The organism is Janthinobacterium silvisoli, from assembly GCF_014200725.1.
GTDB lineage: Bacteria > Pseudomonadota > Gammaproteobacteria > Burkholderiales > Burkholderiaceae_D > Janthinobacterium.
Window position 1 is genome coordinate 967964 of record NZ_JACHCL010000002.1, and the last position, 14738, is coordinate 982701.

12 protein-coding genes and 6 tRNA genes are annotated in these 14738 nt (G+C 59.8%); 7 read left to right on the plus strand and 11 right to left on the minus strand.

Translation table 11 applies throughout. The annotated features are described in order from the left end of the window. Window positions 1-87: 87 nt before the first annotated feature. The 8 genes from HDE75_RS14510 to HDE75_RS14545 form a co-directional block, all read right to left on the minus strand. Window positions 88-163: transfer RNA gene (locus HDE75_RS14510), tRNA-Ala, on the minus strand. Between the two features lie 70 nt (window positions 164-233). After that, window positions 234-309, minus strand: a tRNA-Ala gene (locus HDE75_RS14515). 51 nt (window positions 310-360) lie between these two features. After that, window positions 361-436 (minus strand) — tRNA-Glu (locus HDE75_RS14520). A 50-nt stretch (window positions 437-486) separates the two neighbouring features. Then, window positions 487-562, minus strand: a tRNA-Ala gene (locus HDE75_RS14525). Window positions 563-697: 135 nt separating this feature from the next. Continuing rightward, window positions 698-773 (minus strand) — tRNA-Glu (locus tag HDE75_RS14530). 50 nt (window positions 774-823) lie between these two features. After that, window positions 824-899 (minus strand) — tRNA-Ala (locus tag HDE75_RS14535). Window positions 900-1035: 136 nt separating this feature from the next. Then, window positions 1036-2445: a glutamate--tRNA ligase gene (gene gltX, locus HDE75_RS14540; protein WP_183677011.1), complete on the minus strand. Its 1410-nt coding sequence runs from the start codon at window positions 2443-2445 to the stop codon at window positions 1036-1038. Window positions 2446-2514: 69 nt separating this feature from the next. Then, complete coding sequence (locus tag HDE75_RS14545) at window positions 2515-3426, minus strand: LysR family transcriptional regulator (RefSeq protein WP_183677010.1); 912 nt, start codon at window positions 3424-3426, stop codon at window positions 2515-2517. A 102-nt stretch (window positions 3427-3528) separates the two neighbouring features. Between HDE75_RS14545 and lysA the strand changes: the two genes are divergently transcribed. Together lysA and HDE75_RS14555 are read left to right on the plus strand one after the other, a co-directional pair. Beyond that, entirely contained in the window at window positions 3529-4779 is a 1251-nt protein-coding gene (gene lysA / locus HDE75_RS14550; RefSeq protein WP_183677009.1) for a diaminopimelate decarboxylase, read from the plus strand. Between the two features lie 68 nt (window positions 4780-4847). Beyond that, window positions 4848-6395 (plus strand): phospholipase D family protein, encoded by a 1548-nt coding sequence (locus tag HDE75_RS14555; protein WP_183677008.1) that lies wholly within the window; start codon window positions 4848-4850, stop codon window positions 6393-6395. A 6-nt stretch (window positions 6396-6401) separates the two neighbouring features. Here the strand turns inward: HDE75_RS14555 and HDE75_RS14560 are convergent, their stop codons facing one another. Next, on the minus strand, window positions 6402-8078 hold the full coding sequence (locus HDE75_RS14560; RefSeq protein WP_183677007.1) for an alkaline phosphatase family protein: 1677 nt from the start codon (window positions 8076-8078) through the stop codon (window positions 6402-6404). Between the two features lie 174 nt (window positions 8079-8252). Next, entirely contained in the window at window positions 8253-9341 is a 1089-nt protein-coding gene (gene apbC / locus HDE75_RS14565; protein WP_183677006.1) for an iron-sulfur cluster carrier protein ApbC, read from the minus strand. 171 nt (window positions 9342-9512) lie between these two features. On the opposite strand from apbC, the gene metG reads away from it, so the two are divergent. The 5 genes from metG to panC all read left to right on the plus strand — a co-directional run bounded on the left by metG (window position 9513) and on the right by panC (window position 14291). Continuing rightward, complete coding sequence (gene metG / locus HDE75_RS14570; protein ID WP_183677005.1) at window positions 9513-11663, plus strand: methionine--tRNA ligase; 2151 nt, start codon at window positions 9513-9515, stop codon at window positions 11661-11663. Window positions 11664-11675: 12 nt separating this feature from the next. Next, window positions 11676-12155, plus strand: coding sequence for a GNAT family N-acetyltransferase (locus HDE75_RS14575; protein ID WP_183677004.1), 480 nt, complete (start codon window positions 11676-11678; stop codon window positions 12153-12155). A 108-nt stretch (window positions 12156-12263) separates the two neighbouring features. Next, window positions 12264-12473, plus strand: coding sequence for a DUF3460 family protein (locus tag HDE75_RS14580; RefSeq protein ID WP_183677003.1), 210 nt, complete (start codon window positions 12264-12266; stop codon window positions 12471-12473). Window positions 12474-12491: 18 nt separating this feature from the next. Further along, window positions 12492-13394, plus strand: coding sequence for a segregation and condensation protein A (locus HDE75_RS14585; RefSeq protein ID WP_183677002.1), 903 nt, complete (start codon window positions 12492-12494; stop codon window positions 13392-13394). A 57-nt stretch (window positions 13395-13451) separates the two neighbouring features. Continuing rightward, the gene (panC, locus tag HDE75_RS14590) at window positions 13452-14291 is read left to right on the plus strand and encodes a pantoate--beta-alanine ligase (RefSeq protein ID WP_183677001.1); all 840 of its coding nucleotides are present in this window, start codon (window positions 13452-13454) and stop codon (window positions 14289-14291) included. 21 nt (window positions 14292-14312) lie between these two features. On the opposite strand, the gene HDE75_RS14595 is transcribed toward panC, so the two are convergent. Beyond that, window positions 14313-14675 (minus strand): hypothetical protein, encoded by a 363-nt coding sequence (locus tag HDE75_RS14595; RefSeq protein WP_183677000.1) that lies wholly within the window; start codon window positions 14673-14675, stop codon window positions 14313-14315. Between the last annotated feature and the right edge of the window lie 63 nt (window positions 14676-14738).

Sequence of the window (14738 nt, forward strand, 5' to 3'; positions counted from 1 at the left end):
GGCGGAACACTCAGCGGAAATAAAAAAAGCCGCTCGAGGCGACTTTGATTTATTTACTCCATATTCACTACTTAGTTTCTGCGCTATTGGTGGAGGTAAGCGGGATCGAACCGCTGACCTCTTGCATGCCATGCAAGCGCTCTAACAGCTAAGCCACACTCCCCCGAGGGGTATGGCGGAAACAAAAAAAGCCGCCCAGGGCGACTTTGATTATCTTGTGATTTCTGCGCTATTGGTGGAGGTAAGCGGGATCGAACCGCTGACCTCTTGCATGCCATGCAAGCGCTCTCCCAGCTGAGCTATACCCCCCGGGCGCAGAAACACTGCTACTTCTTCTTACTCAACAACACCAGACTGAACTGGCGTCCCCAAGGGGATTCGAACCCCTGTACTCACCGTGAAAGGGTGATGTCCTAGGCCTCTAGACGATGGGGACCTTGGCACTACAGTTTTACTTCTACCACTTGCTACTTATCCCTGCGCTGTTGGTGGAGGTAAGCGGGATCGAACCGCTGACCTCTTGCATGCCATGCAAGCGCTCTCCCAGCTGAGCTATACCCCCCCGGGCGCAGAAATAATAAAAGCCGCACTTGGCGACTTTGTTCCACTACTTGCTTTCCATCCAGAGCCCGCTTTTTACGAACCTGAACTTACAACAATCAGTACAAACAACTGCCACTACTATACCACAACAACCTGGCGTCCCCAAGGGGATTCGAACCCCTGTACTCACCGTGAAAGGGTGATGTCCTAGGCCTCTAGACGATGGGGACCGCGGAACTGCCATACAGCTACTGCACCACTTCAACGACCAAAAAATTCTTGGTGGAGGTAAGCGGGATCGAACCGCTGACCTCTTGCATGCCATGCAAGCGCTCTCCCAGCTGAGCTATACCCCCGTTGGTGCAGAAACAAGAGTATAGCAAAGAAGTTTCACTCTGCAAATACCCTTTTTGCGCCTATACGTAACATTTCATAGGGCTAGTTTCCACACCTCGCAAACAGGCTGATTTAACAATCAGCCCCAGCCTTTCATTACAGCCACCTCGCCAGGCGCGACAGCACCGTCTCGCGGCCGAAAACCACCACCACCTGGTCGATGGCTGGCGTCTGCAACTGGCCTGTCAGGATCAAGCGCAAAGGCATGGCCAGCAGCGGCATCTTGATGGTGTTGGCAGCCAGCACTTCCTTGATCATGGCGGCCACGGCTTCCTTGCTCCACTCTACCGTGGCGATACGCTCGGCAAACTGCGCCAGTACCGGTTTGATGGTCTCCGTGATGTGCTGCTCGACCAGCGCCGCTTCCGGTTGCGGTTCGCGGAAGAACAGCAGCGAAGCAGCGGCCAGTTCATTGACGGTGTTGGCGCGCTCTTTCATCATGCCCAGCACCAGCGCCAGGTCCGGCGCATCTTCAAACACGGCGCCAGCGGCCAGCATTTGCGGGCGGGCCAAGTCTGCCAGGCGGCTGTTGTCGGCTTGCTTGATATAGTGGTTGTTCAGCCAGGCCAGTTTTTCGTTGTTGAACTGGGCCGCCGATTTCGACAGATGGTTCAGGTTAAACCACTCGCAGAACTGCGCGGTCGAAAATACTTCGTCGTCGCCATGGCTCCAGCCCAGGCGCGCCAGGTAGTTCAGCATCGCTTCCGGCAAGAAGCCTTGCGCCGGGTAATCCATCACGCTGACGGCGCCATGGCGCTTCGACAGTTTTTCACCGTCGGCGCCCAAAATCATCGGCAGGTGGCCGTACAAAGGCAGCGGTGCGCCGATGGCGCGCAGGATATTGATCTGGCGCGGGGTGTTGTTGACATGGTCGTCGCCGCGGATCACGTGGGTGATCTGCATATCCCAGTCATCGACGGCCACGCAGAAGTTATAGGTCGGCGTGCCGTCCGGGCGGGCGATCACCAGGTCGTCCAGCTCGCGATTGGAAATCGTGATGGTGCCCTTGACAACATCGTCCCAAGTCACATCGCCATCGAGCGGGTTCTTGAAGCGCACCACCGGCTTGCGGTCTGCTGGCACGGCCGGCAGGGTCTTGCCTGGCTCCGGGCGCCAGGTGCCGTCATAGCGCGGCTTTTCACCGGCGGCGCGCATGCGTTCGCGCATCGCTTCGACTTCTTCCGGCGAGGAATAGCACAGGTAAGCCGTGCCCTGCTCCAGCATCTGCGCCACGACTTCGCGGTAGCGGTCCATGCGCTGCATCTGGTAGAACGGGCCTTCGTCGTGGTCCAGGCCCAGCCACTTCATACCTTCGATGATGGCTTGCACGGCTTCCGGCGTGGAACGTTCCAGGTCCGTGTCTTCAATGCGCAGCACGAAGGTGCCGCCGAAGTGGCGCGCGTAGGCCCAGCTATATAAAGCAGTGCGGGCGCCGCCCAGATGGAGATAGCCGGTCGGGCTGGGAGCGAAACGGGTGCGGACGGGTGTGGCGGAAGCTGTGGTCATCGAAGTAATCAGGCTTAAATAAATAAAACGCCATTTTACTCTGTCGGCCGCCGCCACTCCACTTGCGTTCTACAACTGCTGCAGCCGCCGCCTCACCACATCGGCCTGCGCATGCAGCGCGTGCTCGAACAGGGCGACCAGCTGCGACGGCGGCCGGTGCAGCGGCTTGACGATATTCACGGTGAACGGCAAGGAGACGGCAAAGCGGCGGATCTGCAAGCCCTGCCCCGCATAGTCGAGCGCCGTGAGCGGATTGACGATGGCCAGGCCCACACCTTCGCGCACCATGGCGCAGACAGAAACGGCGCTGTGCGTGTCGAGCGCCATGCGCCGCTCTACCCCGGCCTGGCGGAATATCTCGTCGATCTGCTGACGGTAGGGGTCGACGGCGGCTAGGCTGATAAAGGGCAAGCCGGCAAAATCCTGCGGCGCCAATACAGCTTTGGCGGCCAGCCGATGGCCATCGGGCAGCACGCATACTTCATCGACCGACATCAAGACGTCAAACGCCGTGCCCGGCGGCGCACTACCCACTTCCGTCAAGCCGATATCATGGCGCTGCGCCGACAGCCACTCTTCCAGCAGGGGCGATTCCTGCGGCGTGATGCTGATGCTCACATCGGGGAAATCTGCCACGAACTGCTTGCAGGCCTGCGGCAGCAGCGATTGCGAAAACACGGGCAGGCAGGCAATCGACAACTGGCCCTGGTCGAACTGGCGCAAGGCGGTTGCCGTGCTGACGATGCGCTCCAGGCCAAAATAGGCGCGCTGCACTTCCTCGAACAGCTGCAGCGCCTGGGCGGTCGGACGCAGCCGGCCCCGCTCGCGCTCGAACAGGGTCAGCTCCGTCAGGTATTCCAGGCGCGCCAGTTCGCGGCTGACGGTGGGCTGCGAGGTATGCAGCATGGTGGCCGCGCCCGTGACGCTGCCGGTCGTCATGATGGCGCGGAAAACCTCGATATGGCGTAGGGTGATGGACATAGCCATATCATAAATGAATAAGATAGGCTTAAATAGATATTTTATGTTTGAAGCGTAAACAACGATGATGCAAGCATTCCTCCCCTCTCACGAAAGCCCACGATGAAGCCCGTTACGGACCAGACCCTCGCCCAACTCGCCCAGCAGCACGGCACGCCGCTGTGGGTGTACGACGCCGCCACCATCCGCGCGCGCATCGAACAGCTGGCCCAGTTCGATACCGTGCGCTTCGCACAGAAAGCCAACTCGAACATCCATTTGCTGACCCTGATGCGCGAGGCGGGCGTGCACGTGGACGCCGTCTCGCTGGGCGAAATCGAACGCGCGCTGCAGGCAGGCTACACGCCGGCGCAAACCAATGGCGCTGCCGGCCTGGTATTTACCTGCGACCTGTTCGACCGCGCCACCCTGGCGCGCGTGGTGGAGGCGAAGATTGAAGTCAATTGCGGTTCGGTCGACATGCTGCGCCAGCTGGGCCCCGTGTCGCCCGGCCACCGCGTCTGGCTGCGCATCAATCCGGGCTATGGCCATGGCCACAGCAACAAGACCAATACCGGCGGCGAAAACAGCAAGCACGGCATCTGGCATGAAGAACTGCCAGAAGCGCTGGCCATCATCCGCGAGCACGGCTTGCACCTGGTCGGCCTGCACATGCATATCGGCTCAGGTGTCGATTACAGCCACCTGGAAACCGTCTGCGGCACCATGGTCGGTCTGGTGAAAAACCTGGACCACGATATCGAAGCCATCTCCACCGGCGGCGGCTTGTCCGTACCTTACCGCGATGGCGAACAGCCGGTCGACACGAATCACTACTTCCAGCTGTGGGATGCGGCGCGCAAGCAGATCGAAGCCCACCTGGGCCACCCGGTCCACCTGGAAATCGAACCAGGCCGTTTCCTGGTAGCCGACGCGGGCTTGCTGGTGGCCGAAGTACGCGCCACCAAACAAATGGGCGGCAACCATTTCACCTTGCTCGACACGGGCTTCAATGAACTGATGCGCCCCGCCATGTACGGCAGCTACCACGCCATGAGTTTGATCGCTCACGATGGCCGCCCCCTGGACGCACAGCGCGCCACCGTGGTCGGCGGCCCCCTGTGCGAATCGGGCGACGTGTTCACCCAGCGCGATGGCGGCGTGGTCGAAACGCGGCTGCTACCTAGCGCGCAAGTGGGCGACTACGTGGTGTTTGAGGGCGCGGGCGCGTATGGCGCGTCGATGTCATCGAACTACAACAGCCGCCCGCATGCGGCGGAATACCTGGTCGATGCTGCAGATGACAAACACCCGTCCCGCTTGATCCGCCGCCGCCAGACAGTGGCTGAACTGATCGCCCTGGAACAGTTCTAAAGACCAGTAGCTCAGCAGTGCGGGCATGCGCATCTGATAACATCGGGCAACTCCGATGAAAGCAAGCCATGCCCACCCGCTCCTTCCACCTCTCCACCCTGCTCTTGGCAGCCAGCCTGCTGGCTGGCTGCGCGCCCCTGCCCTCGCTGGATGGCAGGGCAGTTTCAAGCCGCATCACCGGCACCAACGATACGCAGCTGGGACTGGCCATCGCGCCCATGGCCGCCCAGCACCCGGGCGTATCCGGCATCTATCCGCTGGCCGACGGGCGCGATGCATTTGCCGCGCGCGCCCTGCTGGCGGCTGCCGCCCAGCGTAGCCTCGACGTGCAGTACTACATCTGGCATGAAGACATCACTGGCACGCTATTGTTTGAAGCGCTGCGCCAGGCGGCCGAACGGGGCGTGCGCGTGCGCCTGCTGCTCGACGATAACAACACCTCGGGCATGGACGCCACGCTGGCGCAACTGGGCCAGCAAGCCAATCTTGAAATCCGTTTGTTCAATCCCTTCCAGCTGCGCAAACCTCGCGCCCTGGCCTTTTTAGGCGACTTTTCGCGCCTGAATCGGCGCATGCACAATAAATCGTTCACGGCCGATAACCAGGCCACCATCGTCGGTGGGCGCAATGTGGGTGATGAATATTTTGGCGCGGCTGGCGACGTGCTGTTTTCCGACCTCGACGTGCTGGTGGTCGGCCCCGTGGTGGATGAAGTATCGCAGGACTTCGACCGCTACTGGAATAGCGCCTCGGCCTATCCGGCAGCGCTGCTGCTGAAAAAGCCTGCGGTCAATGATGCAGGCGCCATCGAAGTCAAGGCTGGCAAAGTGGAAGACAGTGCCGCCGCGCTGGAATATGTGGAAGCGATGCGCACCTCGCCGTTTGTCAAGCAGTTGATGGAGCGCAGCCTGCCCCTGATCTGGGCGCCCACGCGCCTGGTCAGCGACGACCCGGCCAAGGTGCTCGGCAAGGCGCGCCATGGCACGGGTGTGGCGGAAAACCTGAAAAACCTGCTGGGCGTGCCGGCAAAAGAGCTGGACTTGATTTCACCGTATTTCGTGCCCGGCAAATCGGGTACGCAGGCGTTTGCCGACATGGCGAAAAGTGGCGTGAACGTGCGCATCCTGACCAATGCGCTGGAAGCAACCGACGTGGCAGCCGTGCATGCGGGCTACGCCAAATGGCGCAAACCCTTGCTCGAAGCGGGCGTGACCCTGTATGAATCGCGCCGCTCGTGGGAAGAAGGGGACGCGCGCGAACACACGGGCCGCTTCGGCAGTTCTGCCTCGAGCCTGCATGCCAAAACCTTTGCCGTGGATGACCAGCGCATTTTTGTCGGCTCATTCAACTTCGACCCGCGCTCGATCGAACTCAATACGGAGATGGGCCTCGTCATCGACAGCCCCGAACTGGCCAGCCAGCTGGGCGCCGCCATGCGCAGCACCATCCCCCAGCGCGCTTATCAAGTGCACCTGGCGCCGGACGGCTCCCTCTACTGGACCGCCCGCAGCGCCAACGGCAGCACCACGCGCTACGATACTGAACCGGGCACCAGCGTGTGGAAGCGCATGGGGGTATCTATCTTGTCGGTGCTGCCGATAGACTGGTTGCTGTAAGCTAGCTTACTTCACGGCCTCCACCAGCACCCGCCCTTCCGATGCCGATGGCTGGCGCACGCGCAGCAAGTGGGCCAGGGTGGGGGCGATGTCGACCACCTCGGCGTATTGCCCGTAGGCGCCCGGCTTGATCCAGCGCGGGCCGAAGACCATCAGCGGCACGTTGGTGTCATAGGTGTAGGGCGAGCCGTGCGAGGTGCCGCCCACGCCCTTGCCGAAGTACCAGGCCTGTTTCGTCACCACCATCAGGTCGCCCGACAGCTGGCGGTTCCAGGCGCGGCGCATCAGGGTATCCATGCGCGTCGCCACGGCACCGCTTTCCATCTGCGTGCGCGTGTAGACCTGGGCCAGGCCGTCCTGCTCCATCAGGTAGCGGGCGGCGGCGTTTTCCAGGTCCGCACGTTTGATACCGCTTTTTTCTGCCAGTGCATAGTCCAGATAGATATTCGGCATCGACCAGGTCGTCACCAGCTTGTCCACGCCCAGGGTCGTGGCCAGATGCTGGTTCAGGTCAGCCGCCAGTTTGTCGCCGTCGATGCGCCTGGCGGAGATGCCGCGCGCTTCGGTAAATTCAGGCACGTTGGCAAAACCATGGTCGGCCGTCAGTACCACGATGACGTTATCCATGCCGACCTTTTTATCGAGGTCGCCAAAGAAGCTGGCCAGCATGCGGTCCAGGCGCTGCAGATGGTCGTGCGACATCCTGCTTTCCGGGCCGTAGGCATGGTTCACATAATCGTGCGCCGACAGGCTTACGCCCAGTATGTCGGGCACGCCGGCCGGATTGCGGCCCAGGTTTTCGCCATCGACGGCGGCGCGGGCAAATTCCAGGGTCAGCTCGTCAAGGAAAGGACCGGCCTTCAGGCGGTTGTAGTAATCGCCATCGAGGTTGCCGCTGTCGCTGTAATAGGAAAATGGGAAGGTGTTGCGGGCGCCAGGCTTGGCCGGCACAAGATCATCGCGCGCGTCGTTGACATAGGCGCTGTCGGCCAGCAGCGGCGTCCAGCTCTTGCCGTAGTAGCGGTCTTGCGGCTTGGCTGCCTGGTAGGCTTGTACCCACTGCGGATGCTGCTTCATATAGTAAGTGCTGCTGGCGAAGTTGCCGGTCTTTTCCATATACATATAAGCGGTGCCCGTCTTGCCAGCCAGCAAAATGGCGCCCCTGTCCTTGCCGGACACGGTGATGACTTTGGCCTTGTCGCCGGTGGCGTAGCGCAACTCATCGCCCAGGGTAGTCACGCGCAGCTTGGTCGGCGCGGTGCCATCGTCGGGCTTGGTTTCTTCGCCGATGTAATGGAAATTGCCGTCTTCGGTACAGTACACGGATTTCTTGGTGACGGGATCGATCCAGTTATTGCCGATCACGCCGTGTTGATACGGATAAGCGCCCGACAGCACGGCCGAGTGGCCGATGGCGGTGACGGTAATGCCATGGGCCTGGTGTGCATCGCTGAACCAGGCGCCCTGCTCCAGCAGGCGACGGAAACCGCCCTGGCCGAACTGGTCGCGGTAGCGCGTTACTTGTTCCTGCGGCAAGCCGTCGACCACCAGCACCACCACCAGTTTCGGCTGGGCAGTCTTGGCAGCAGGCGCAGCAGAAGCAGCAAACGCGTGACTGGCGGCCACGCTGGAAACCAGCAGCGCGTACGCCAGTTGCCGGGAAAGGGAAAAGTTCTTGGTCATATGGCTCGTCTCTATAGTGTCTGTTGGGCACCAGGACGCTGCGCGCCCCTCGCCAGCGGGCAGGATACGCAGATAATATGACAATATGATGACAGTCTGGCAAGCAATAAAAACGGGGCCGATCACACAGTGACCGGCCCCGTTTTTATCTTGCTCAGCAAATGACGCTGAAGATCAATCGTTCTTGATCACGATCGAAGGGAATTTGCTGGTCATGTCCTTGGCTTTTTCCGCTACCTTGATGGCGATGGTGCGGGCGATCTGTTTGTAGATCACGGCCACCGGGCCGTCCGGCTCGGCCACCACGGTTGGCGTGCCCGAATCGGTTTGCTGGCGGATCGCCATGGTCAAAGGCAAGGCGCCCAGGAATTCCGCGCCGAAGTCCGCGCACATCTTGGCGCCGCCGCCGGCGCCGAAGATTTCTTCTGCGTGGCCGCAGTTCGAACAGATATGCGTGCTCATGTTTTCCACCACGCCCAGGATAGGGATGCCGACTTTTTCAAACATTTTCAAGCCCTTGCGCGCGTCCAGCAGCGCAATGTCTTGCGGCGTGGTCACGATGACGGCGCCCGTGACCGGCACTTTTTGCGACAGGGTCAGCTGGATGTCGCCGGTGCCTGGTGGCATGTCGACGATCAGATAATCGAGGTCGCGCCAGTTGGTCTGGTCCAGCAATTGCTGCAAGGCTTGCGTGACCATCGGGCCGCGCCACACCATCGGCTCGTCCGGATCGATCATGAAACCGATCGACGACACTTGCAGGCCGTGATTTTCCATCGGCTCCATACTCTTGCCGTCCAGGGTCTTCGGTTGGCCGCTAATGCCCAGCATCATCGGTTGCGATGGGCCATAGATGTCTGCGTCCAGCACGCCAACGGTGGCGCCTTCGGCAGCCAGGGCCAGCGCCAGGTTGACCGCCGTGGTCGATTTACCAACACCACCCTTGCCTGAGGCAACGGCGATGATGTTTTTGACATTATTCATCGGCTTCAAGCCGCGCTGCACCGTGTGTGAAATGATCTTGGACGACACGCCCACGCTGACATTGCCCACGCCGGGCAGCACGCGCAGGGCGGCCAGCACGGATTTGCGGATCAGGTCGATCTGGCTCTTGGCCGGGTAACCGAGCTCGATATCGAGCGAAATATCGGCCCCATCTACCTTTAAATTCTTGACAGTCTTGCTGGAAACGAAATCTTTATGGGTATTGGGATCAATAACCTGTGTCAGTGCTGCTTTGACGTCTTCTACTGTGATGCTCATGACAATCTCCGGGATGTTCCTACATATGCAATAGGCGCAGTCTAGCGTAAATTTGCGGCTCGCGAGGAAGACAAAAGCGGCGCCGGCGCTGGCCATATATGTTCCGCATCTGCTCATATCGCGTTTCCGCTGTTAAAATGCCTGTTTATCCATCCCAAAAGTGCATCAATCATGACTCGGAAGCTGTTCGTCACCACTGCCCTGCCTTACGCAAACGCCGCTTTTCACATTGGCCACATCATGGAATATATCCAGGCCGATATCTGGGTCCGGTTCCAGCGAATGCAACGCGATGGCGCAGCCGCTCGTGAAGTGCACTTTGTGGGCGCCGACGATACGCACGGCACGCCCATCATGATCGCCGCCGAAAAGGAAGGCATCACGCCGCAGGAATTCGTCGCCAATATCGCCGCCGGACGCGCCCAGTATCTCGACGGTTTCCATATCGCCTTTGACAACTGGTATTCGACCGATTCGCCTGAAAACGTGGAGCTGTCGCAATCCATCTACCGCAAACTGCGCGATACGGGCCTGATCGTCACGAAAACCGTCGACCGTTTCTTCGATCCGGTCAAGGGCATGTTCCTGGCTGACCGCAACATCAAGGGCGAATGCCCGAAATGCGGCGCCAAGAACCAGTATGGCGACAATTGCGAAGTGTGCGGTGCGGCTTACCAGCCAACCGACCTGGTCAATCCATTCTCGGTCTTCACCAACGCCACGCCCGTGATGAAACCGTCGGAACAGTATTTCTTCAAGCTGTCGGACCCGCGCTGCTTTGAATTCCTGAAAAACTGGCTGAACACGCCAGGCCGCCTGCAGCCTGAAATGGTCAACAAGGTCAGCGAATGGCTCGGTGAAGCGGGCGAAAAGCTGGCTGACTGGGACATTTCGCGCGATGCGCCTTACTTCGGCATCCCGATTCCTGATGCACCGGGCAAGTTTTTCTATGTCTGGATGGATGCGCCGGTCGGTTACCTGGCCAGCCTGAAAAACTATTGCGACAAGAAAGGCATCGATTTCGACGCCCTGCTGAACGACCCGGCTACTGAACAAATCCACTTCATCGGCAAGGACATCGTCTCGTTCCACCTGCTGTTCTGGCCAGCCATGCTGCAGTTTGCCGGCCACCCGGTGATCGAGAAACTGAAAGTCAATGTACACGGCTTCCTGACGGTCAACAACGAAAAAATGTCGAAGTCGCGCGGCACCGGCATTTCGCCGCTGCGCTACCTGGACCTGGGCATGAACCCGGAATGGCTGCGTTACTACATCGCCTTCAAGCTGAACTCGAAAGTGGAAGACCTGGACTTCAACGGCGACGACTTCGTGGCCCGCGTAAACAGCGACCTGATCGGCAAATACGTGAATATCGCCAGCCGCTGCGCCGGCTTTATCGCCAAGCGTTTCGATGGCAAGCTGGCAAGCACGCTGTCGGACGGCGCGCAAGCGTGGATCAGCCGCGCCCTCACGCATGACGTCAATGGCGTGGTCGTCGAGCGCCAGGCCAGCATCGCCCAGCACTTTGAAAACCGCGAATTCGGCAAGGCCTTGCGCGAAATCATGGAAATCGCCGACATCACCAACCAGTATGTCGATGAAAACAAACCGTGGATATTGGCCAAGGATGCCGACAAGACGGCTCAATTGCACGATGTCTGCACCACCGCCCTGATCCTGTTCCGCCAGCTGACCATCTTGCTGTCGCCGGTACTGCCGGGCGTAGCCAAGAATGTGGCCACGTTCCTGAACGACGAGCAATTTAGCTGGGCCGATACGCAAGTGTTTGGCGACGCCGTATCGAACAGCATGCTGGGCCGCACCATCGGCGCCTACAGCCATTTGATGACGCGCATGGACACGAAGATGATCGAAGCGCTGTTTGATGCACCGCAAGCGGCTGTAGCGGCAGCTGCTCCAGTAGCTGAGGCTGTGGCCGAGATTGCAGCCCCGGCAGCCCTGGACATCGAAGAACTGGCGCCAGAGATCAAGATCGACGATTTCCTCAAGGTCGACCTGCGCATCGCCAAGATCGTCAATTGCGAACTGGTTGAAGGTTCGGACAAGCTGCTGCGTTTGACCCTGGATGCAGGCGAAGGCCGTTACCGCAATGTATTCTCGGGCATCCGCTCGGCCTACAAACCGGAAGAGCTGGTCGGCAAGCTGACCGTGCTGGTAGCCAACCTGGCGCCGCGCAAGATGAAGTTCGGTATTTCCGAAGGCATGGTGATGGCCGCTTCTGCTGCTGACGAGAAAGCCAACCCTGGCATCTACATCCTGAACCCATGGCCAGGCGCTGAACCTGGCATGCGCATCCGCTAAGCGAGGCCAGCAATGCAGATCGTGGTGCGCGAAGCGAACGATGCGGATGTGCAATTGATAGCCGAGCTGACCCGCGCATCGTGGGCCGGCAAGGTTGCCGCCACGTCCAGCGGGCACCGCGAAACGACCGAGCGAGTGACCGATGATTTGCGCAGCGGCGGCGGGTTTATCTTGTTGATCGATGGGCATCCAGCCGGTTCCGTGCGCTGGATGCCACTCGACAGCGAGCCGGCCATCTGGGAAATTGCGCGCATGGGCATCGTGCCTGCCTGGCGCGGCCAGCATTGTTCGCAGCAGTTGCTGGAAGCCGTGATACACCACGGCCTGGCTTGCCAGGCAGAGGAATTACGCCTGGCAATACGCCGCGACCAGCCCAAGCTGATCGATTTTTATGCAGCCTACGGCTTTGAACTGGCCGAGGAACTGGAGTATTCGCACGCCAACCCGGCCGAACCGCTGCCGATGATGATGCGCCGCTCACTGCGTTATTGATGTTTTTAAGATAATTTTTACAAATTTCCCCACAGCCAGGCGATAGTCTGCCCGCCGCTCCTTGCGGCGCGGTAAAATGGAGCTTGCTGACTTTACTCAGAAGAAAATATGAAACTGCCTGCAAAACACCTGAACTACGTTTCCGACCACACCAAGTTCATCAATGAACTGAAGGCCAAGAACCCTGCCATCGACGAAGGCCAGCGCGCCGGCCGTGCCCTGCTGTGGGACAAGCCGCCCGTCAGCCTCGATGAACAAGACCGCCAGATGGCGTCGGCCGTCAAGCAACAGGCTTACGTCTACCAGAACAAGATCTAACACCCTGGACACGGCACGATGCTGCCTGAAGAGTCGGTGAGCACGCCAGAAGCTGTCGCTAGCGGCGACAGCAACGGCGTGGCTAACGACACCGAGCTGGCAACAGCGGTCACAGAGACGGCGCCTGCCGTCGATGCGATCGAAGCCGGCATCGCCCGCCTGTATGGCGAGCCGCTGCTGCGCATGCCGACCGATCTCTACATCCCGCCGGACGCGCTGGAAATCTTCCTCGAAGCCTTCGAAGGCCCGCTGGACTTGCTGCTCTACCTGATCCGCAAGCAAAACTTCAATATTCTCGATATTCCAATGGCGCAGGTCACCCTGCAATATCTGAAATACGTCGACCAGATCCGCGTGCGCAATCTGGAACTGGCGGCCGAGTATCTATTGATGGCAGCCATGCTGATCGAGATCAAGTCGCGCATGCTCTTGCCATCGCGCAAAAGCGATGTCGAGGAAGATGGCGGCGATCCGCGCGCGGAACTGGTGCGCCGCCTGCTTGAATATGAGCAAATCAAGCTGGCCGCCTACGATTTGAATACGATTCCGCAATTCGAACGCGATTTCGTGCGCACGCAGATCTTCATCGAGCAAAGCCTGACGCCCACCTGGCCCGACGTGGAGCCGGTGGATTTGCAGCAAGCCTGGCTCGATGTGCTGAAACGCGCCAAGCTGACCCAGCATCACCGCATCAGCCGCCAGGAATTATCGGTGCGCGAACATATGTCGAGCATCTTGCGCCATCTGCAAAGCGCCCGCTTCGTGGAATTTGGCGACCTGTTCGACATCGCCGGTGGCGTGCCCATCGTGGTGGTCAATTTCGTGGCCTTGCTGGAACTGGCCAAGGAAACCCTGATCGAAATCACGCAAGCCGAGCCATTTGCACCCATCTACGTCCGGCTGGCCTATTCGCCTGCCTGATATCATCCTCCCCTTCTTACCGGCTACCGGATACCGGGGTTTTAGCGAGAGCAATCAATGAAAATTATTTCCGACATCGAAGAATTGCGCGACCAACTCAGCGGACAGCTGCGCACAGCCTTTGTGCCCACCATGGGCAATCTGCATGAAGGCCATTTGTCGCTGATGCGCCTGGCGCGCAAGCATGGCGACCCGGTCGTCGCTTCGATCTTTGTGAACCGCCTGCAATTTGGCCCGAACGAAGACTTCGACAAGTACCCGCGCACCTTCCAGGCCGACGTCGAGAAACTGGAAAAAGAAGGCGTGTACGTGCTGTTCGCGCCGACGGAAAAAGATTTGTATCCGGAACCGCAGGAATACCGCGTGCGTCCACCTGATGACCTGGGCAATACCCTGGAAGGCGAATTCCGCCCCGGCTTCTTCGAAGGCGTGTGCACGGTCGTCACCAAGCTGTTTTCCTGCGTACAGCCGCGCGTGGCCGTGTTCGGCAAGAAGGATTACCAGCAGTTGATGATCATCCGCAATATGTGCCGCCAATTCGCCTTGCCGACGGAAATCATCGCCGCCGAAACCTGGCGCGCCGACGATGGCCTGGCCTTGTCATCGCGCAATATGTATCTGTCGGAAGCGGAACGGGCCGAAGCGCCGGAACTGTACAAGGGCCTGAACTTCGTGGCCGAGGAAGTACGCAAGGGCAACCTGTCCATCGGGGAGCTGGAACAGGCAGCGATGCAGGCACTGGATGGCCGCGGCTGGAAATCGGACTACATCTCCGTACGCAAGCGTGGCAACCTGCAAGCGCCATCATCGACTGAACTGGCTGCCGGCGAACCGCTGGTAGTGCTGGCCGCCGCCAAGCTGGGGCAGACGCGTTTGATCGACAATCTGGAAATTTAAGGGCTTGACCCAAGCTTTGATCTACAAGCCGATCACCCGGCCTTCGCCATCTGGCGTGAAGGCCCGGTGATGGTCCGCCATGATCGTTTCATGGGCGGGCAACTCCAGCACAATCTCTTCGTCTTCCCATAATTTACGCTGTCTTGCCGGCAGTTTCTGGCTGCGCAGCACGGCGCGCGCCTGGGCGGGATCTTCCGCCAGCAACCGTATCGAGGTGGCATTCGGCTCGGCGGTCACCAGGGGCTGGTAACGGCTCAGCAACTCGTCATTGTATTCTACGGCAGAGGTGTTGAGGGACAGCACCGGCGCCTGCTCGACGCTGACGCCGCAAGCCACCAGGCAGGCGGTACTCACTGCCAATACTACAGTCTCTATTCGGCGCATGTTGCGCTCCTTATTGTCGGGGTCGGGGACAGTGGAGCGATCATCGCGCAAAGCGGGCCAGGA